At 69.9% G+C, this 20427-nt stretch carries 13 protein-coding genes; 5 read left to right on the top strand and 8 right to left on the bottom strand.

Annotation, left to right across the window (positions count from 1 at the left end):
* Positions 1–204, bottom strand: a 204-nt coding sequence (locus ACWESM_RS26395) for a hypothetical protein (RefSeq protein ID WP_452494028.1), incomplete at its 3' end; no start/stop codon positions are given.
* Positions 205–861: 657 nt separating this feature from the next.
* On the opposite strand from ACWESM_RS26395, the gene ACWESM_RS26400 reads away from it, so the two are divergent.
* Complete coding sequence (locus tag ACWESM_RS26400) at positions 862–2595, top strand: glycerol-3-phosphate dehydrogenase/oxidase (RefSeq protein WP_364433314.1); 1734 nt, start codon at positions 862–864, stop codon at positions 2593–2595.
* 6 nt (positions 2596–2601) lie between these two features.
* Here the strand turns inward: ACWESM_RS26400 and ACWESM_RS26405 are convergent, their stop codons facing one another.
* The 4 genes from ACWESM_RS26405 to ACWESM_RS26420 form a co-directional block, all read right to left on the bottom strand.
* Complete coding sequence (locus ACWESM_RS26405) at positions 2602–3168, bottom strand: TetR/AcrR family transcriptional regulator (protein ID WP_379252183.1); 567 nt, start codon at positions 3166–3168, stop codon at positions 2602–2604.
* Between the two features lie 56 nt (positions 3169–3224).
* Complete coding sequence (hpnE, locus tag ACWESM_RS26410) at positions 3225–4586, bottom strand: hydroxysqualene dehydroxylase HpnE (RefSeq protein ID WP_452494030.1); 1362 nt, start codon at positions 4584–4586, stop codon at positions 3225–3227.
* Between the two features lie 148 nt (positions 4587–4734).
* On the bottom strand, positions 4735–5517 hold the full coding sequence (locus tag ACWESM_RS26415; protein WP_355073459.1) for an Fpg/Nei family DNA glycosylase: 783 nt from the start codon (positions 5515–5517) through the stop codon (positions 4735–4737).
* 36 nt (positions 5518–5553) lie between these two features.
* A complete protein-coding gene (locus ACWESM_RS26420; RefSeq protein WP_452494032.1) occupies positions 5554–10446 on the bottom strand; it encodes an ATP-dependent helicase in 4893 nt (1630 codons plus the stop codon).
* Between the two features lie 108 nt (positions 10447–10554).
* Here ACWESM_RS26420 and ACWESM_RS26425 point away from each other — a divergent pair, with 108 nt between their 5' ends.
* The 3 genes from ACWESM_RS26425 to ACWESM_RS26435 all read left to right on the top strand — a co-directional run bounded on the left by ACWESM_RS26425 (position 10555) and on the right by ACWESM_RS26435 (position 12946).
* Positions 10555–11103, top strand: coding sequence for a histidine phosphatase family protein (locus ACWESM_RS26425; RefSeq protein WP_039796212.1), 549 nt, complete (start codon positions 10555–10557; stop codon positions 11101–11103).
* A gap of 62 nt (positions 11104–11165) precedes the next feature.
* Positions 11166–12113, top strand: a complete 948-nt coding sequence (locus tag ACWESM_RS26430; RefSeq protein ID WP_364433303.1) for a patatin-like phospholipase family protein — start codon at positions 11166–11168, stop codon at positions 12111–12113.
* Entirely contained in the window at positions 12110–12946 is an 837-nt protein-coding gene (locus ACWESM_RS26435; RefSeq protein WP_452494034.1) for an SDR family NAD(P)-dependent oxidoreductase, read from the top strand. The genes ACWESM_RS26430 and ACWESM_RS26435 overlap by 4 nt, the downstream gene beginning before the upstream one ends.
* A 55-nt stretch (positions 12947–13001) precedes the next feature.
* On the opposite strand, the gene ACWESM_RS26440 is transcribed toward ACWESM_RS26435, so the two are convergent.
* Both ACWESM_RS26440 and ACWESM_RS26445 read right to left on the bottom strand, forming a co-directional pair.
* The gene (locus ACWESM_RS26440) at positions 13002–14168 is read right to left on the bottom strand and encodes a lipase family protein (RefSeq protein ID WP_412807166.1); all 1167 of its coding nucleotides are present in this window, start codon (positions 14166–14168) and stop codon (positions 13002–13004) included.
* 378 nt (positions 14169–14546) lie between these two features.
* Positions 14547–15026: a hypothetical protein gene (locus ACWESM_RS26445; protein ID WP_452494036.1), complete on the bottom strand. Its 480-nt coding sequence runs from the start codon at positions 15024–15026 to the stop codon at positions 14547–14549.
* A 286-nt stretch (positions 15027–15312) separates the two neighbouring features.
* Between ACWESM_RS26445 and ACWESM_RS26450 the strand changes: the two genes are divergently transcribed.
* Positions 15313–18786 (top strand): indolepyruvate ferredoxin oxidoreductase family protein, encoded by a 3474-nt coding sequence (locus ACWESM_RS26450; protein ID WP_397280089.1) that lies wholly within the window; start codon positions 15313–15315, stop codon positions 18784–18786.
* Between the two features lie 144 nt (positions 18787–18930).
* On the opposite strand, the gene ACWESM_RS26455 is transcribed toward ACWESM_RS26450, so the two are convergent.
* Positions 18931–20394 carry a subtype B tannase gene (locus tag ACWESM_RS26455; protein WP_364433294.1) on the bottom strand — a complete coding sequence of 488 codons (1464 nt, stop codon included), beginning with the start codon at positions 20392–20394 and terminating at the stop codon, positions 18931–18933.
* Between the last annotated feature and the right edge of the window lie 33 nt (positions 20395–20427).

Here is a 20427-nt window from a genome sequence, read left to right on the forward strand (position 1 = left end):
ACCACCCAGGCCGTGCTGGACGTGTTCGAGACGCTGCGCGCGGGCCCGCTGTCCGGCGTGCGGGTCGGCTCCTTCGTCGCGGACGCGGCGGCCGCGCAAACGCGAGCCGGGCCGCGAACGGCGGATGCTCGGTCTCGCTTCGCTCGAAAGACGTGGTTGGGGTGCGCTGGGCGCGTCGGTGTAGGAACTCGCTACCAGGTGCACGCGGTTGTAGTGCTGGCTGCGGGTCCGGCGGTCTGTTTCTCCTTTCGTCGCGGACGCGGCGGCCGCGCAAACGCGAGCCGGGCCGCGAAGGGTGGATACTCGGTCTCGCTTCGCTTCGAAGGCGTGGGTGCGTCGGGGTCGAGGCTTGCTACCGGGTGCGCGCGGTTGGTGGTAGCTCTGGTGTCGGCTCGATCGGTTCGGCGAGTTGTCGGGTACGAGTCGGCTGTGTTGGCCGCCGGCGCGTGTGACTCGGCCGGGACTGCCCGGAGGGGCAGGCGTGTTGGCCGTTAGGGCTGTGGCGGGGCACGTGCGACTCGTGGGTCGAATTCGAGACGTTGTGCATGAGGCCGCAGTAGTTGCCGGTCCGCCGGGGTGTTTTGCCCTGCCTGGGCGGCTGCTCGGTCTCGGTTCGGTCGCAATTGTGCTGGGTCTGATGAGGCGATCCGGTCGTTGTGGCGGCGGGATTGTGAGTGCGGGAGTGTGCTGTTGTGTGGCTCACTGGGCGGTGGGGACGGGTCGCCGCTCGGCTAGGGTTGGGATTGTTACCGACGAGTAGGACGGGGCGACACGGGCCGGGGCGCGGGCGGTCGATTCGCGGCGGTTCGCCTAGCCTGGATCTGAACGCTCGATCGGACACATCCGCTGGAGGAGTCGAGCATGGCGAAGAAACCGGAATCGCAGCTTCTCGGGCCGGAGCAGCGCAGTGCGGCCTGGGAGCGCTTCGGCAAAGATCATTTCGATGTGGTCGTCGTCGGTGGGGGCGTGGTCGGGGCCGGCATCGCGTTGGACGCGGCGACCAGGGGCTTACAGGTCGCTTTGGTCGAAGCCCGCGATTTCGCGTCCGGGACGTCCAGCCGGTCGTCGAAGATGTTCCACGGCGGACTGCGCTACCTCGAGCAGCTGGAGTTCGGATTGGTGCGCGAGGCGCTGCGCGAGCGCGAACTCGCGCTGTCCATGCTGGCGCCGCACCTGGTCAAGCCGCTGCGCTTCCTGTACCCGCTGACCAACCGCGTGTGGGAGCGTCCGTACGTGGCGGCGGGCCTGGTCCTGTACGACACCATGGGCGGGGCGAAATCCGTTCCCGGGCAACGGCATCTCACGCGCGCGGGCGCGTTGCGGCTGGCGCCCGGGTTGCGGCGCGATTCGCTGATCGGCGGTGTCAGCTACTACGACACTGTCGTCGACGACGCACGCCACACCATGATGGTGGCGCGCACGGCCGCGCACTACGGTGCGGTGATCCGCACGTCCACCCAGGTCGTCGGATTCCTGCGGGAAGCCGATCGGGTGGTCGGTGTGAAGGTGCGCGACACCGAGGACGGTCGCGCGGGCGAGGTCCGTGGACATGTGGTGATCAACGCGACCGGCGTGTGGACCGACGAAGTCCAAGCTCTGTCGCATCAGCGCGGCCGGTTCCATGTGCGGGCCTCCAAAGGCGTGCACATCGTGGTCCCACGCGACCGGATCGTGAGCGACACCGCGATCATCCTGCGCACCGCCACATCGGTGCTGTTCGTCATTCCCTGGGGCGCGCATTGGATCATCGGCACGACCGACACCGAGTGGAATCTCGACCTCGCGCATCCGGCCGCGACCAAGGCCGATATCGACTATCTGCTGGAACGGGTGAACCAAGTACTGGTTCAGCCACTCACGCCGGACGACATCGACGGCGTGTACGCGGGCCTTCGCCCGTTGCTGGCCGGGGAGAGCGACGAGACCTCCAAGCTCTCACGTGAACATGCCGTCGCCCGGGTCGCACCCGGTCTGGTCGGCATCGCGGGTGGCAAGTACACCACCTATCGTGTGATGGCTCTCGACGCGGTGGACGAAGCGGCGCAGGACATACCGGCCCGGGTCTCACCGTCGATCACGGCGAAGGTGCCGCTGCTCGGCGCCGACGGCTATTTCGCGCTGGTCAACCAGACGGTGCAGCTGGCCGAGACCTACGGGGTGCATCCGTACCGGATCAAGCACCTGCTGGATCGGTACGGCTCGCTGATCGCCGATGTGATGGCCTTCGCCGAGGACCAACCCGAACTGCTGCAACCGATCACGGACGCGCCGTCCTATCTCCAGGTGGAGGCGGTCTACGCGGCGGCGGCCGAGGGCGCCCTGCATCTCGACGACATCCTGGCCCGGCGGACCCGGATCTCGATCGAGTACCCGCACCGCGGAGCCAATTGCGCGGAGCAGGTGGCCCGGCTGGTCGCGCCCGTCCTGGGCTGGGACGACGAGGAGATCGACCGGGAGGTACGCACTTATCAGGCGCGGGTCGAGGCGGAGATCCAATCGCAGACCCAACCGGACGACGCCTCCGCCGATGCCCTGCGGATCGCCGCGCCCGAGCCGCGCCCGCAGATCCTGGAGCCGGTGCCGTCGGAGGGCTGAGTGTGGTCAGTCGGGCGCTTCCATCGCCATGGCCCAGCCGACCAGCGAGCGCAGGTAGCGCAGCACCAGTTCGTCCGGATACGCGCTCGGGTCGGTGAGGTGCAGCCGGGCCAGTTCCTCCATGGCGGCCAACAGGATTCGCTCTGTCGGACCATTCGGATCCACGGTGACCCCGAGGTATCTGGACAGATGACGCGCGCCGATCGCCCGCGCGTAAGCGCGACCGAGCGCGAGTCGCTCGCGCAGCTCCGGCGGCCCGCCGTCGAACGGGCTGAGCATGATCCGCCAACTGGTCGGCGCGGCGTGCAGGTAGGCGAGGATGCCGCGACCGACCCGGTCCACGTCACCGTGGTCCCAGTCCACGCTGCGCACACCGGCGAAGGCGATGGCCGACTCGCGGTCCAGCAGCGCCGACGTCAGCCCGGACAGGTCGGTGAACTGCTGGTACACCAGCGCACGGGCGACCCGCGCTTCGCGGGCCACCCGGTCGATGCTCACCGCGCCGAAGCCTTCGGTGGCGACGATGTCGCGCGCCACGTTCAGCAGCTGGGTACGGCGGTCGGCGGCGGACATCCGGCGCTTCGGCCGCGCCTCGCTGGTACCGCGCTCGGCCGTGGAGCGGTCGGTGGTCACGCCGTCGAAGGTAGCTCGAGCAGCAGCTCGACCGCCCGCGCCGCGCTCTGCGCCGCGCTTTCCATCGTCGCCGACCAGTCGGTGGCGGTCCAGTCACCCGCGAGGGTCAAAGTGGGCACCGAGGTGCGCTGGCTCGGGCGCAACGCGTGGTTGCCGACGACTTGGGAGAAGGTGGCTTTCGGCATGCGGACGACTTGGGCCTGTACCACGTTCGCCGCTCGCGCCGCCGGATAGTAGCGGCGCAGCAGCGCCATCTGCTCGGCGACGATCTCGTCGCCGGACTTGTGGATCTGTTCGTAGGCGCCACTGGTGGTCAGGCAGTACAGCCAGGCCTTCGCGGTACTGCGCCCGGTCATCCGCTGGCGATCGAAGACCTCGTCGATGACGCCGGTGCCGCCGATCAGCGCCTCGAACTCGGCCGTGGTCCCCAGTGGGCGATCGAGATAGAGGTTGGTGCTGACGATCGGCGTGTAGCCGAGTTTGTCGGCCGCCGCGTAGATCTCGGCGTGCTCGGGTAGATCGTCGAGCAGGCCGCCGATGTTCGAGTTGGGCACGGCGCACACCACCGCGTCGGCCGGGATCGTGCTGCCGTCCGCCAACGCGACGCCGCTGGCCTTCCCGTCCACGATGTGGATCCGGCGCGCCACGGCTCGATAGCGCACCTGCACGCCGTGCTTCTCGAAGACACGCAACGCCCCGGTGACATACAACGTGTCCAGATCGGTGGTCGGATAACCGATGTCGACGGCCTGCCGGTGCCGCAGGCCCAGCCGGATGCCCGTGGCCATCACATCGGCGAACACCTTCGCCGACTCCCGCTGGACCGGCTCCGCCGCGATGCCGAGCGCCAGCCAATCCCACAGTGCTTCCCGGGCTTTGGCGGGCATGCCGACCCGGTCGAACCATTGCTCGGTGGTGAGGCCGGGCAGGTCGGCGGGCTGACGCAGGCACTGCCAGCCGAGCCGGACCGTGGCGATCGTCGCGCGCACGCGCTCCAGCGGGTTCGCATCGGGATGTGCGCCGGACAGCGTGCGCAGCGCGGCGATTCCTTTGGTGCGCATGGTGACGCTGCGGCCGTCGGGCCAGCGCAGTGTGCCGCCATGCGGGAAAGCGACGTACTGCCGTGTGCCGACGCTGGTCAGATAGCGGAACAGGTGGTCGTATCCGCTGGCGATCACGTGCTGGCCGTTGTCCGGTGGATCGTCCACGGCCTCGGCGCGCATGGCGTGGGTGCGTCCGCCGAGCCTGCCTCTGCGTTCGAGCAGGGTGACCTGCTTGCCCGCTTCCGCCAGCCAGACCGCCGAGGCGAGCCCGGCCAGGCCGCCCCCGATCACCACGTATCGCCGTCGGTCGCCCATGCTGCCTCCCGCCATAACTGACAAATTGTAAGTTAGGTGGGCGGGAAGTGCTCGTCAAGAGTTGTCGGCCGATATCGGCTGTAAGACAGCGAATTACCGCGCGGCGTGGCGGATCGCCGTGCCGGAAACCGGGACTCGCGGCATCGGATCAATCGGCCGGGATGGGCTGACATCGAGGGCAGAAGAAGATGCCCCGCTCTCGCTGCACCACGCGGTCGTGATCCGGTGCGGTGTCACCGAGTAGGTCGGCGACGAGTGGGGTGCCGCAGCGCTGGCACGGACGGTGTGTTCGGCCGTAGGCCAGAGCGCGCCGCGGCGGCTTGGCCACCGATTCGGCGAGGATGCGGTGTGCTTCGTTGACCATGGCCAACAGGTCCGGGACGTCGCCGACCCTGGTCGCGGGGTGGACGCGGCGCAGGAAACACACCTCGCTGCGGAAGATGTTCCCGATACCGGCGAGATTGCGCTGATCCAGCAGCGCGACGCCGATGGGTTGATCCGGATACCGCGCCAATCGCCGGACGGCTTCCGCCGCATCCCAATCCGGGCCCAGCAGATCGGGTCCGAGATGGTCGACGATGCGGTGCTCGTCGCCCACCCGCACGACCTCGACGGTGCCCAAGGAGAACCCGACGGCTTCGACGTCCGCGGTGCTCAAGACGACTCGTGCGGCGACGCGCGGTTTCGTCCAGCGCTGTCCGCAGTGGAACACGCGCCAGCTGCCCTCCATCTTCAGGTGGGTGTGAACGCTCACGGTGGGCGTGCGGATGAACAGGTGTTTTCCGTAACTGCCGACGCTTTCGATCACCTGTCCGCGCAGATCCACCGTCGCGTATCGCGGTACGCGGAAGTCGCTGCGCGTCAGTTCTTTGCCCTCCAGCGCGGTGCGAAGCCGTTTCGCGGCGAGAAAGACGGTGTCCCCCTCAGGCATACGGCAGCTCCGCCGAGTCGGCGCGGAATCGCGGGCTCACGGGCGGCTCCGGAGGCGCAGGCCGCGGGGGGTGGCGGAGAAGCCGGCTTCGGTGAGGAACCCGGCGAACGTGTTGCCATGCACGGTGTCTCCGTTGACCCGGTCGATGACCAGCGAGTCCACCCGGCGGCGGTGGACCAGGCCGGCGAGCGCCGCGGCGGCGGCGCGGCGGGCGCCGGGGTCCTCGGTGAAGGTGAGCAGGGTCTTGCCGCCCCGCTCCAGATATAGCACCAGTTCACCGTCGACGAGCACGACGAGCGCTCCGGCTTTGCGTCCGGGGCGATGCCCGCCCTCCACGTCGCTCTTCGGCCAAGCCAGAGCGGCGCCGTATGGGTTCGCCGGATCGGACGCGGCCAGTGCCAGTACCGTGCCGGTCGGCTCCCTGGACTCGGGACGGGCGCGTTCCGGGTCGAAGGAGCGCAGCCGGTCCACCACGTCGGTGGTGGAGAACTGCGCGCCGCCCAGCGAATCGACGAAATAACCGCGGCGGCAGCGTCCTCGGTCCTCGAACTCCGTGAGCACCCGGTACATCAGCGCGAACCCGCCCGGCACGCCCTCGTTCTGCACCGAGCCCCTGGTCAGCACGCCGTACCGCTCCAGGAGCAGGTCCGCGGTCGCGTGGGCGCGCAGCGTGTTGTCCGAGACTCGCTCCGGGAGCAAAGACCATCTCCCGGCGACCGAGGGCGGGCCGGAACGGGTGGGCATGCTCGGCCGGGGCAGGTAGGCCCGTCCTCGCGGGGCGCGGCGGGGCGTGCGGTGGGCCGTCGTGGTCCGGGCCGTGCCGGAAAGCAACGCCCGTACCGGCGCGAACGTGTCACCGGAAACCATTCCGGCCCAAACCAATTCCCACAGTGCTGCGGCCGCAGCGGTGTCGTCGAGCAGGCCGGTGGCGTCCGAGAGTTGCCGGAAGAAGTACGCGCCGCCGCCCTGCGGCACGGGTATCAGTCGTTCCGCGGGAGCGCCGGAGATCGAATGTCCCGCACCGGCCGCGTCTTCCGAGCCGACCGGTGATCGTCGGCCACGTCGGCCGTTGTCCGACTCGTTCGGTGTGGCGCCACCGGCCGTCTCGGCGGATCGCCTGCGCGCGCCGTGACCGTCGGACGCACTGCCGGTCGGCGGATCCGGCTCGTCCAACGGCACGGGCGGTCGATCCGGCACGGTTTCCGCGGGGCCGGGTGGCGTCCATGGCACGAAGGTCGCGCCGAGCGCGGCGAGCAGGCGTAATTGGACATCGGTGAGATCGACCTCGTCCGGCGGCGCGAGGGTGAACGGCGCCTGCTCGGCCGGATGCAGGGCGATCCAGCCGTCCTTGGCGGTGATGGCGCCGTGCCCGGACCAGATCACCTCACCCGTCGCCATGAGCTCGTCGAGCATGGCCGGGGTGTAATCACGCACCCGCGCGGGCAGGACGAGCGATTCCCAGGCGGACGCCGGGATCGGCACGCCCGCGAGCTGTTCCACGACGGCCGCCACGCCGTCGACGCCGCGCAGTTCGCCGCTGCCGACGTGCTGCCAGGACGGGAGAAAGCGCCCGAACGCTGCGGTCGAGACCGGCTCGACCTCGTGCCTGGCGGCGGCGAGCGATCTGCGGCGCAGCCGGCGCAGCACCTGCGCGTCGCACCACTCCGCCCCGGCGGCTCCGGGCGTGAACTCCCCCTCGACCACCCGTTTTTCGATGGCGAGCCGGTGTAGTGCGGTGGCGGCGACCGCGGTGCCGAGCCCGAACCGGGCTGCCACCGCCTCCGTGCCGAACGGGCCGTGTGTGCGGGCGTAGCGGCCGACCAGATCGCCGAGCGGATCGGCCACCGGCTCGATGAACGCCGATGGTGTGCCGATCGGCAGCGGAACCCCGAGCGCGTCGCGCAGCCGGGCCGCGTCCTCCACCGCGACCCACCAGCTGCGCCCCGCGAAGGAGACCTCCAGCGCACGGCGTGCGGACACGAGGCTCTCGAACCAGGCGACGGGATCCTCGTCGGAGCGCTCGGCGGCTTCGGCGGCGGTGAGCGGCCCGAGCAGCCGCAACAGATCCGCCAAGCCCTCGGCGTCGCGCGCGTGCCGCTCCGGAGTGAGCCGCTGCAGTTCTCGCTCGGTTTGCTCGATGACCGCGGCGTCGAGCAGTTCGCGCAGCTCGACCCGGCCGAGCAACTCGGCGAGCAGACCGGAATCGAGCGAGAGCGCGGCGGCGCGCCGCTCGGCCAGCGGGCTGTCGCCGTCGTACATGAACTGCCCGATGTAGTCGAACAGCAGGGCGTTGGCGAACGGTGACGGCGTCGCGGTCTCCACCTCGACCAGCCGTATCCGGCGCCGCCCCACCTGTCCGAGCAGGTCGCGCAGCGACGGCAGGTCGTAGACGTCGCGCAGGCATTCGCGCACCGTCTCCAACAGGATCGGGAATTCGGGGAACTTGCGCGCGACGTCCAGCAACTGGGCCGAGCGCTGCCGCTGCTGCCACAGCGGCGCTCGCTTGCCCGGGTCGCGGCGCGGCAGCAACAATGCGCGGGCGGCGCACTCGCGGAACCTCGAGGCGAACAGCGCCGAGCCGCCCACCTGCTCGGTGACGATGTCATCGATCTCGTCGGACTCGAAGACGAACAGTTCGGCGCCGGGCGGATCGTCGGTGGTATCGGGCAGCCGCACGACGATGCCGTCGTCGGAGGCGTTCGGCGCGGCGTCCACACCGAACCGTTCGCGCAGCCGCGCCCCGATGGCCAGCGCCCAGGGGGCGTGGACCGGAAGACCGTAGGGGGAGTGCAGCACCAGCCGCCAGTCGCCTAGTTCGTCGCGGAACCGCTCCACCACCAGCGTGCGGTCGGTGGGCAGATGTCCGGTCGCGGTGCGCTGTTCGTCCAAGAGTGTGAGCAGGTTGGCGGTCGCGTTGTCGTCGAGACCGGCGGAAAGCATGATATCCGCGACGCGCTCCGGTACCGCGGGCGTGCGACCCGTGCCGTTGGGTATCGAATCCGCCTGCGCGCGAGTCTGTTTCGACGCCTTCGGAGGTGTTCCGGCATCGCGCCGTGCGGTCTTCCCGGTACCCGTGGACGCCTCGGCGGCGAGGTCCTGTGCGACCGTGCGCACGAATTCACCGAGCGCAGCGCCGAGTTCGGCGGGCCGACCGAGCCCGTCGCCGTGCCAGAACGGCAACCGCCCCGGCTGTCCGAACGCGGGCGTCACCAGCACTCGATCGAAGGTGATCTCCTCGATCCGCCAGCTCGTCGCCCCGAGCGCGAACACGTCGCCGACCCGGGACTCGTAGACCATCTCCTCGTCGAGTTCCCCGACCCGGGAGGCTTTCTCGCCCACCATGTACACCGCGAACATGCCGCGATCGGGGATCGCTCCGCCCGAGGTCACGGCCAGCCGTTGCGCGCCGGGCCGCCCGGTGAGCGTGCCCGCGTCGCGATCCCAGACCAGCCGGGGACGCAGTTCGGCGAACTCGTCGGACGGATACCGCCCCGAGAGCAGGTCCAGCACCGATTCGTAGGCCGAGCGCGGCAGCGACGCGTAGCTGCCGGTGCCGCGCACGACGTCGAACCACGCGTCGACGTCGATCGGGTCCAGCGCGCACGCGGCGACGGTCTGCTGCGCGAGGATGTCCAACGGATGCGCCGGGATCTGGATCGCCTCGATCTGTCCGGCCGTCATCCGCCGCGACGCCACCGCGCAATGGATGACGTCGGTGCGGTGTTTGGGGAAGATCACCCCGCGGGAGATCTCGCCGACCTGGTGCCCGGCCCGCCCGATCCGCTGCAATCCGCTGGCCACCGAGGGCGGCGCCTCCACCTGGACCACCAGGTCGACCGCGCCCATGTCGATGCCGAGTTCCAGGCTGCTGGTCGCGACGACGCAGCGCAGCCGCCCGCTCTTGAGATCGTCTTCGATCAGCGCTCGCTGCTCCTTGCTGACCGAACCGTGGTGCGCGCGCGCCAGCAGGGGCCCCGCGCCGTGGATCACCTCGGTGGACGGGCCGAGCTGGGCGGGCGGCTTGTGCTCGGTCTCCACCGGCTCGCCCAGCCGCGCCGCGTAGGCCTCGTTCAGCCGGGCGGTGAGCCGCTCGGCCAGCCTGCGGGAGTTCGCGAACACGATCGAGGACCGGTGCTCCAGCACGAGTTCGACGATCGCCTCGTCCACGTGGGGCCAGATCGATCCAGGCTGGTCGGAGTCGCCGGGCTCGGTCATGTCCGCCACCGGCACGCGCACCGACAGGTCGAACGTCTTGGGCGCGGGCGGCGCGACCAGGGTGATCGGCGCGTTGCCGACCAGGAACCGGCCGACTTCCTCCGGCGGCCGGACGGTCGCCGACAGCCCGATGCGCTGGGCGGGCCGCTCGGTCAGCAGATCCAGCCGGGCCAGCGACAGCGCCAGGTGCGAACCGCGCTTGGAACCGGCGATCGCGTGCACCTCGTCCACGATCACCGTGCGCACGTCCCGCAGCGTCTCGCGGGCCGCCGAGGTGAGCATGAGGAACAGCGACTCCGGCGTGGTGATCAGGATGTCCGGCGGGGTGCGCAGCATGGACCGCCGATCGGACGCGCTGGTGTCGCCGGAACGGACCCCGACGGTGATCTCCGGCGGCTCCAGTCCCAGGCGTTTCGCCGTCTGCGTGACGCCGACCAGCGGCGCTCGCAGATTGCGTTCCACGTCCACCGCCAGCGCCTTCAGCGGGGACACGTACAGCACGGAAGTGCCTGCCCGCTCCGGCCGCCGTTCCCGGCCGGCCAGCTGGTCTATCGCCCACAGGAACGCCGAGAGCGTCTTGCCGGACCCCGTGGGCGCGACGACCAGAGTGTGCTCGCCCGCCGCGATCGCCTTCCACGCGCCCAGCTGAGCGGAGGTCGGCGCGGGGAACGCGCCGTCGAACCACTCCTGGGTCGCGCGGGAGAACGGGGCCATGGATTCAAGTGTGCACCGGCCCACCGACAAGCACGCCCGTACCGTTTCACGAGCGAAGCGGGAGCAATCGAACAACGGCCGTCGACGCCGGGCCGTACGCTTCGACAGGTGCAAAAAGTGCTCAGACTCGACCTGGTCAGCCATGGGATGACCGAGGCGATGCGGAAGGCACGGTTCCCGGTGGACGAATCGCTCACCGAGGCGGGCAGGCGGGCGGTGGCCGGATGCGGGCCGCTCACCGCCGCGCGCGTGCTCACCGGCCCGGAACGCCGGACGGTGGAGACCGCCGCGTTGCTGGGGCTGCTGCCGGATGAGGAGGACAACCGGCTGCGCGACCTGGACGCGGGCGCGTGGCGCGGCGGCGAACTTATGTCGGTGCCCCAGGATGAGCTGTACGCCTGGTTGACCGACCCGGCGTTCCGCGGGCACGGCGGCGAGTCCGTGCTGGACGTGATCGAACGGACCAGGCTCTGGATGGCCGAGGTCGCCGCGCGGTCGGTGTCCACGATCGCGGTCACCCACCCGGCGGTCGTCCGGGCCGCGCTGCTGGTGACGCTGGACGCTCCACCGAAGTCGTTCTGGCGCATCGATATCCCGCCCGGCAGCGTCACCCGCCTGCACTATCGCGGCGAATGGACGCTGCACTTCACGGCCTGAGCCGGGATACCGACCGCTCGAGGGGGTGGCTTTCGGGCCGAGCCGGGCTAGTGTCTGAGACTATGAGTAACAACAAAGGGTCGCAGCGGCGCGGCCTGGCCATCGGATGCGGTGGCACCGTGGGGGCGGCCTGGATCGTCGCCGCCCTCGTCGCCGCCCGGGACGTGCTCGACTGGGATCCGCGCGAGGCGGACGTGCTGCTCGGCACGTCGGCGGGTGCGGAGACGGTGACGATGCTCGGCAGTGGCGTTTCGGTGGACGACCTGGTCGCGTTGCAGCGCGGCACCGCGACCGACCCGATCCTGCGCGAGCACCGCGCCGCCGAGCCAGGCCGGTTTCCGCCGCTGCCGCGCCCGCGGCTCGGCTCGCCCCGACTGCCGCTGCGTCGCCAGGAGCCGGGCCAGGCGCTGTTGGCCGCGGGCAGCGGACTGCTGCCGGTCGGCGGTGGCGACCCGGGCTGGCTGCAACGGCTGGCCGAACGACTGAACCCCGGCCGCGACTGGGTGCCGCATCCGGCGACCCGGCTGGTGGCGATGGACTACGCGACGGGCGAGCGCGTCGCGTTCGGCGCGCCCGGTGCGCCCGCCGCGACCATCGGCGCGGCACTGCGGGCATCGTGGGCTGTGCCCGGCTGGTTCCCTCCGGTCACCATCGGGGGCCGCCGCTTCGTCGACGGCGGCGCGGGCTCCACGGCCTCGGTGGACCTGCTCGTCGCCGAGAACTTGGACGAACTCCTCGTGCTGGCTCCGATGGCCTCCGCGGCCCGGATCCCGGCGACCGGCCCTGGGCACCTGCTGGAACGGCAGCTGCGCAACCGGATGAGCGACAAGCTCCGCACCGAGATCGCACGACTGCGCGCCGCGGGCACGAAGGTGCTGTTCGTTGGCGCGACCGCCGATGACCTCGCGGTGACGGGACCGAACTTCATGGACGGCCGCCGCCGTCTCGCCACCTTCGAACACGGCCTGCGCAGTACCCGTCGCACGCTCGAACAAGGAGCATTCGTATGAGAATCCTCGGATCCGGTTACCCCGCGATCGACCTGCGCGAGGCGACAGTCCTGATCACCGGAGGCGGGCGGGGAATCGGCCGGGCCACCGCGGAATTATTCGCCGCGAAAGGATCCCGGGTCGTAATCGCCGACGTGGACAAACCCGCCGCCGAGGAGACGGCCGCCGCGATCGGGGCGAGCGCGTTCGAACTCGACGTGCGTTCGCGCGGGCAATGGGACGCGGTGACCGCTGCGGTCGGCGGAATCGACGTGCTGGTCAACAACGCCGGTGTCATGCCTGCGGGCGCGTTCCTGGACGAACCGGACGTGGTCGGTCAGGCCACGCTGGATATCAACGTCTGGGGTCTCATCCACGGCATGCGCGCCGTCGCGCCGGGCATGATCGAGCGTGGTCGCGGCCATGTCGTCAACGTCGCCTCGCTGGCGGGCAAGGTCCCGATTCCGGGGCTGGCCGTGTACAACGCGAGCAAGTTCGCCGCGGTCGGTCTCTCGGCGGCGACCCGCCTGGAATTCGCCGGGCATGGCGTCAGTGTCAGCTGCGTCCTGCCGTCGGCCGTGCGAACCCGCCTTTCCTCGGGATTGACACTCGGCCACGGCATGCCGACCGTCGACCTGGAAGACGTCGCCGGCGCGATCGTGCGCACCTGCGTCACCCGCAAAGCCGAGGTGGCCGTGCCGAATTACCTCGGCCCGCTCGACATCGCATTGGCGGCCGCGCCGGAACGCGCGGTGCGCCTGATCCGGGGCCTGTTCGACGGGGATCGCGCGTTGCACCCGGCCGACGAGAAGGTCCGCGCGCAGTACGAGAAAGAGGTGCGTTCCATCAGCTGATGCAACGAAAAGCGGGCCCGGGAGAAGCACTCCCGGGCCCGCTTGTCTTCTGGGTTCAGCAGCTGGTCGGTGCGGGTTCGCCGCGGAACCTGGCCTCGACGTAGTTCCACGCGTCCGCGAATCCGGCGGCGGCCGCGGTCAGGTGCTCGGAGATGTCGACGGTATGGAACGTCAACCGCGCACCCGCCTTGCAGTACCGGTCGGCGACCTCGGCGACCGGGTTGTAGAAGGTGAGGGTGTCGAAGCGGCCCTGCCACATGTAGGTCGGCACAGTCGGAACGCCGTCGAAGTACTTCAGGCTGTTCTCCCGCAGGACGGCGTGCGCCTCCGGGCTGTCCATCAGGCTCTTGGACGCCGCCATCTGCTCCGCGCTGCGGAAGGCGCCGTGGAAGAGCAGGAATCGGCGGCAGGCGTCGTGGGTGAATTCCCGGAACCACAAACCGTTCTCGTTGAGCTGATCGGAGATCGGCAGCCGGTCCGGGTACTCCCGCTCCAGCCCCATGGCGGCGGCGAATGCGAGGCCGAATCCGGGGTGCGGCTCGAAGCCGAGCGCCATCGCCATCTCCTCCAGGTCGGCGGGGATGCCACCGGCCACGGCGGTGGTGAGTTTCAGATCCGGCGCGTAGGTGGGTTGCATGGCGGCGGCCCACGCGGTGGCCATGCCGCCGCCGGAGTAGCCCGCGATGGCGACGGGGGAGTCGGACAGCCCCAGTTCGGCGACCTTGCGGACGGCCTTCACGCTGTCGAGGGTCATCATTCCGGCCAGGCGCGCGGCGCCGTAGGCGGAGGTGGGGCCCAGATAGTCCGGCAGCGAGATCGCCCATCCGCGTCCGATGGGCAACATCGCGCCGACCGCGTCCTGTAGTTCGCCGTTGAACAGCGAGCGCGACGGATTGCACTGGGTGCCGAGGGAATTGATCAGCGCCTGGTAGGAGACCAGCGGCGGATTCTTCACCCCGGCGGGCATCAGGACCGTTGTGATGCCCATGACGGGCTTGCCCTGCGAATTGGTGGAGCGGAACGCGACTTGCCAGCCCTCGGTCCCGACATACATACCGGTGTCGATCCTGCGGCTCCGTACGACGTCGCCCGGGGTGAGCGCCCCCAGGTCGGGCGGCGCGGTGTAGAAGGGATCGGGATCGGGAGTGGGATAGAGGGGTTGCGCAGTAGCGGGCAGGCCGAGCAGGCCGAGCGAGACGATGCTCACCAGCAAGATCGCGATCCTGAACGGAACTCTGGACACGGGTTTCCTTCGAAAGTCAGCCGTCACCGACCCACCGCCCCGCGGGCACGCCGCGACGTCGGTGCTTCGGACGCACCGGCACTACACGAGAACCGCAGCGAACCTTCACTGCGGGGCGGAGCAGAAGGAACCGCCGCCGTGGGCACCCTGAGTCGATCATGGCGGACTGCCGCACCTCCTTCGACTCCGGGACCGCCGGTAGCCGCGAAGGCGGCACCATCCGCTGCGAAGATAGCGCCCGACATTCTCCGGACGCCGCTTCGGAACAGGCGAACCGGACAAGTCACAAAGCCCGCGGCCCGCCATTCGACAAGATCACTAACGGAGGTGGCCTACCCGGTCGCGCGCTGATCCGGCTCATGTGAAGCTGAGCACCGCCCGTCCGCCCAGCGGGCGTTGCAGGTCGACGACGACCACGCCGTACTCGCGCTTCTGCTCCGGGTTCGCGCCCTGACACGGCGGCATGCCGCGATGCAGGCCATGGATCAATCGCACGCTCACCAGGTCGGCCGATTCCTCCACCCGCGCGGTGAATCCTATGCTCGGGCAGCCGACCGGGCCGGGGATGTGGATCCCGAGCTTGTCCGTCCCGTCCTCGACGTCGTACTCCGAGAAGGGTAAGGCGGAACTGGATTCCAGGTCCGCGGCATGCGGGATGACGACCATCGTCCCGCCCGCGTATCGCCGGGGACCCGGATCGGCCCGCATCCCCGCCGCCGCTTCCGCGGTGCGCTCCGGAGTGGCGGGCACGGCCGGGTCCGCCTGCTGCCCGCACGCGGTCAGCGTTCCGAACGTGATGGCGGCGACGATCGCCGTACCCATCATGCGCAGTGCCACCTCTCCACCTTCACACAGGTAGGCGCGGGCGCGGCGGAGGATGCGCGGTGTGGCACCGGTGCGGCTCGCGGAAATGACCGGACGCCTCGACGCGAGAGTGTGCGCGTCGTCACAGCGACCTCGCACAGTGCTTAGCCGGTGCCCATCTATGACACGTCGAATTGAGCAGATTGCTCAACCTAGTATTCAAAGGTTGTGCGTTCAGATCTTCGGATACACGATATCGGCACCAAGTGCTCAACAATGCGAAGCGCCGGATCGGCGCCGAGCGGACGGGTGGATCCGGATGACCGAGCTCGCCGACCGCGATCTGATCGCAGCTCCCTACGACCTCGCCGACCGTTACCGCGTCGGCTCGGGGACCGTTGTCCTCACCGGCGTGCAGGCCATCGCGCGGCAGCTGGTGGAGCAGCATGTGCGTGATCTGCGCGCCGGGCGGCGAGTGGGCACGTTCGTGTCCGGGTACCAGGGCAGTCCGCTCGGCGGCGTCGACAAGATGCTGTCCGGCATGCCGGAGGTGCTCGCCGAGCACGACATCTCGTTCGTCCCTGGATTGAACGAGGAACTGGCCGCGACCTCCGTGTGGGGCAGCCAGGCGGAGCTGCCCGCGGGCGCGGCGACCCACGACGGCGTCGTCGGTGTCTGGTACGGCAAAGGCCCCGGCCTGGACCGCGCGACCGACGCGCTGCGCCACGCCAACATGTACGGCGTGCATCCGCGCGGCGGCGTCCTGCTGCTGGTCGGCGACGATCCGGCGGCCAAGTCCTCCACCGTGCCCGCGGTGAGCGAGCGCTCCTTGGCCGCGATGAACATTCCGGTGCTGTTCCCGCGCAACGCCCGCGAGATCATCACCATGGGCCTGCACGGCGTCGCCCTGTCGCGCGCCTCGGGTTGCCTCGTGGCGCTGAAGATCGTCGCCGACGTCGCCGACGGCGCGTGGACCGTGGACGGTTCGGTTGGTGACATCGACATCGTGGTGCCCGAAATCGACTGGGAAGGTCAGCGGTTCCACTACCGGCAGCGTCCGATGGCCGCGCCCGCCGACAGCTTGCTCGCCGAAGCGGACCTCTACGGTCCCCGCTGGGAGATGGTGCGCGCCTACAGCACGCGCAACGGTCTGGACGTGATCGAGGTGAACCCGGCCCGCGCCACGATCGGCATCGCCGCCACCGGGACCACCTTCGACGCGGTCCGCCAAGCGCTGATCGACCTCGGCGCCGACGACGAAGCGCTGTACAGCGCGGGGATCCGCCTGCTGCGCATCGGAATGCCGTTTCCCCTCGCACCCGACCGGGTCGGCGAGTTCGCCGCCGGGCTCGACCAGCTGATCGTCGTCGAGGACAAGACCGCCTTCATCGAAACCCAGATCCGCGACATCCTGTACGGGGTCGCGGGCGCGCCGGAAATCCTCGGCAAGCGTGACGAGGCGGACCGCCCGCTGTTCGGCGCCGACGGCGAACTGACCTCCGGGCGCGTCGCCGCACCGCTGCGCCGCGTGCTCGACGGGCACCTCGAACTGAAACGTCCGCTGCCGCAGCCGCTGTCGCTGTCGGTGCTGCCCGCCAAGCGCGCGGCCTACTTCTGCAGCGGTTGCCCGCACAATCGTTCCACCGCCGTTCCGGAGGGCTCACTGGCGGGCGGCGGCATCGGCTGCCACACCCTGGTGACCATGTCCGGCCGCGCCGACAGCAAGGTCACCGGGCTGACCCAGATGGGCGGCGAAGGCGCGCAGTGGATCGGTCAAGCGCCGTTCACGGACGTGCCGCACCTGTTCCAGAACATCGGTGACGGAACGTATTTCCACTCCGGCCAGCTCGCCGTGCAGGCGTGCGTCGCCGCTGGCGTGAACATCACCTTCAAGCTGCTGCACAACGATGTGGTCGCGATGACCGGCGCGCAGCACGCCGAGGGCGCGCTCACGGTGCCGATGCTCACCCACAAACTCGCCGTCGAGGGCGTCCGGCGGATCATCGTCTGCGCCGACGAGCCCGAGCGCTACCGCAAGCGCGATCTCGCTCCCGGCGCCCTCCTATGGCACCGCGACCGCCTCGACGAAGCGCAACGCACACTGCGCGAGATCCCCGGCGTCACCGTGCTGATCTACGACCAGCACTGCGCGGCCGACGCGCGGCGGCAGCGCAAGCGGGGCGCCCTGCCGGTGCGCCGCACCCGGGTGGTCGTCAACGAGGCGGTGTGCGAAGGCTGCGGCGACTGCGGGGTGCAGAGCAACTGCCTGTCGGTGCAGCCGGTGGACACCGAGTTCGGGCGAAAGACGCGGATCGACCAGACCTCGTGCAACACCGACTACAGCTGCCTGAAGGGCGACTGCCCCGCGTTCGTCACGGTCGAACTGCCCGACCCGGCCGCGCGGAAGCCGCGCCGAGCCGTTCGCGCGCCGCAGCCGCCGCGGCTGCCGGACCTGATGCACGAACCGCCGACGACCACGCAGAACGTCTTTCTCGCCGGTATCGGCGGCACCGGCATCGTCACCGTGAACCAGGTCCTGGCGACCGCCGCGATGCGCGCCGGGTACGAGGTGGCGAGCCTGGACCAGATCGGCATGAGCCAGAAGGCCGGGCCGGTGGTCTCGCATCTGCGTTTCGCCGTCGGGGCGCTGGAGCCGGCCAACCGGCTGGCCCCGGCCTCGGCCGACTGCATCGTGGCGTTCGACCTGCTGGCCGCCACCGACAACAAGAACCTGGCCTACGGCTGCGCCGAGACGACCGTCTCGGTCGCCTCCACCAGCGAGACCCCGACCGGGGACATGGTCTACGACCGGTCCGTCACCTACCCCGGCGAGGCGACGTTGCTGCGGCGATTGGAACAGGTCTCGCGCTCGGTGCGGTCCTTCGATGCTCTCGCCGCCGCGGAGGCGCTTTTCGGCAACACTGCCGCCGCGAACTTCCTCCTGGTGGGCGCAGCCTACGAACTCGGTGGCCTGCGGCTGCCGGGCACGGCGATCGAGGAGGCCATCGAGATCAACGGCGTGGCCGTGGACGCCAACCTCGCGGCCTTCCGCTGGGGCCGGGTCGCGATAGCTCGGCCGGAGGAGTTCGCCGCCGCCACCACGCGTCGCACGGCCGAACGCACTCCGGTACCGGTGCCAGCGGACCTGTTCGACGAGCTGACCGCGACGGGCGAGACGCGGCGGCTGGTCGAGCTGCGGGCCGTCGAGCTGATCGGCTTCCAGAGCGTTGCGATGGCGCGCGACTACGTGGCCACGATGCAACGAGTCTGGGCTGCCGAGCGCGAGGTGACCGACCGTACCGAGTTCAGCGAGCAGGTCGCGCGCGGGCTGTACAAGTTCACGGCATACAAGGACGAGTACGAGGTGGCGCGACGGCTCACCGATCCGTCGTTCCTGGCCGAGGTCGCCGCGCAGGTACCCGAGGGGGCGAACCTCACCTATCGGCTGCACCCGCCGGTCCTGCGTGCGCTGGGACGGAAGGACAAGATCGGAATGGGGCCGGGCAGCCACTTCGCCCTGCGCTTGCTGGCCAAGGGAAAGCGGCTGCGCGGCACGAGATTCGACCCGTTCGGATACGCGCACGTGCGACGCGTGGAACGTGAGTTGCGCACTCACTACACCGCGATGGTGACAGACCTCGCCGAGGGGCTGGACCGGTCGGGCTACGACCGCGCCGTGCGGGCGGCCGCGCTCGCCGACGTGGTGCGCGGATACGAGGAGATCAAACTCGCCGGCGTGGCGGTCTACATCGAACGTCTGCGGGAGCTCGGCATCGAGCCGCCGCGCTGTTAGTGGGCTCCGACGCCGGTAGCCGGTCGGAGCGCCGCGCGGGCGTTGCCGGGACCAACGCCTCAGCAGGTCTTCGCCGCGAACCGAGTCCGGTGTGCCACCTGTGACCCGGCGAGCTCGTGGAAAGGCCACCCGTCGGCGAACGCCTCAGCCGGTGTAGCCGGTCACCTTGCCGATCCACGCGACGAAATCCGCGGCGTCCTCGTTGCTGCCGTGCCCCGCGTCCCAATACATCGCGGCGTCGACCTGGTCGCCCAGATTCGCCAGGCTCGCGGCGAGATTGCCCACGATGGTCAGCGACGCATCGGTGTCCTTGGTGCCGACGCGAATCCACCAGTGCTTCGCCCGGGCGGGATTGCGTTGGCGGAGAAAGAACATGGGGTTCATCATGCTGATCTTCTCGGGCAGGTCGCTGTCGAGTTGCGCGCCCGGGTCGCCCGTCGCTCGCCGCAGGCTGAACGGGGTGAAGTGCCTGGCCTTGACGGTGCCGGCACCGAACAGGTTGTTCTCCGGAGAGGACAGGTCGAAGGCGTCGAACGCGGGCACGCCCTTCTTCCGCTCGCCCACGTGCGCGAGGAAGTTCGGCCAGGTGAACTCCGCCCGGTCGCCCGACCAGGTGATCCACGTGTTGGCCGCCAGGTAGCTCGAACGCTCGGAGTCCTGCAAAGCGGTCAAATACCTGGTCGCCGCCGGTTCGAGGTAGGTCCGCACGAGGTAGTTGCCGTAGTTGTCGGCCGTGATCGGCCCGAATCCGTCCGCCCCTTGCAGTTCCAACGATGCCTGATAGTCCACGAACGCGGTGCTCAGTTCGCGCGAGGCCGTCGCGTCCAGTTCGCCGGAGCGCAGCGGGTTGGCGCCCCAATTCCACTCGTAGGCCATGTCCGCGTGGTCGAGATCGGTCACGGGACAGTAAGAAGCGGCGGCGAAAACGGCGTCGCTCGCGTCCGCCGCGCCGAGTTCGGCGAGATACCGGTCGTACATCCGGTTGTCGGCGGAGGCAGCCAGCAGCGCGGTCAGCGCGCCGCCCGCGCTGACCCCGGTGGCGACGATCCGGTCGGTGTTTCCCGGAACCCGGCCGGAGTTGTGCCGCAAGTATCGGACCGCGGCCTTGAGATCCACGATGGCGGCGGGCGCCACGCCGTAGTACGTGCCGTCCGGGGCGACCAGGTCGCGCCCGCGCGCACCGGGCTCGACGACGACATAACCCGCCGCGAGGGCGAGCTCGCGGTTCCTGTCCCGATCACCGCCGTCGTCCGGCTTGCCGCCCTCGGCCGCCGACGACAGATAGCCGCCGATGGAGTTGCTCAAGAGAATCGGAGCCTTGCTCGCGTCGACGGTGTTCCCGTCGATCTCGACGGGAACGCTGACGTTCAAGCTCTGATACGTCTTGTTCACCGGTTTCGCCACGTAGACAACGCTGTCGTAGAACCGGTAGGTCACGTTCTTGTCCCGCTCGAAGGTGGCGACGGTCTTCTTCCGCACCGTGAATTCGTCCGGGTCGAAAGCCAACTCGTCCGCCGGTTGCGCGTCGCTTTTCAGCAGGCCGCAGGCGGCGAACATCGGTGCGGCAACCGCCGCCACACACCCCTCGAGCATCGCCCTGCGCCGCACAGCGCTCTCCTTCGCCTTCGTGGCAAGCGTTCG

The sequence above is a fragment of the Nocardia sp. NPDC003999 genome, assembly GCF_053604885.1.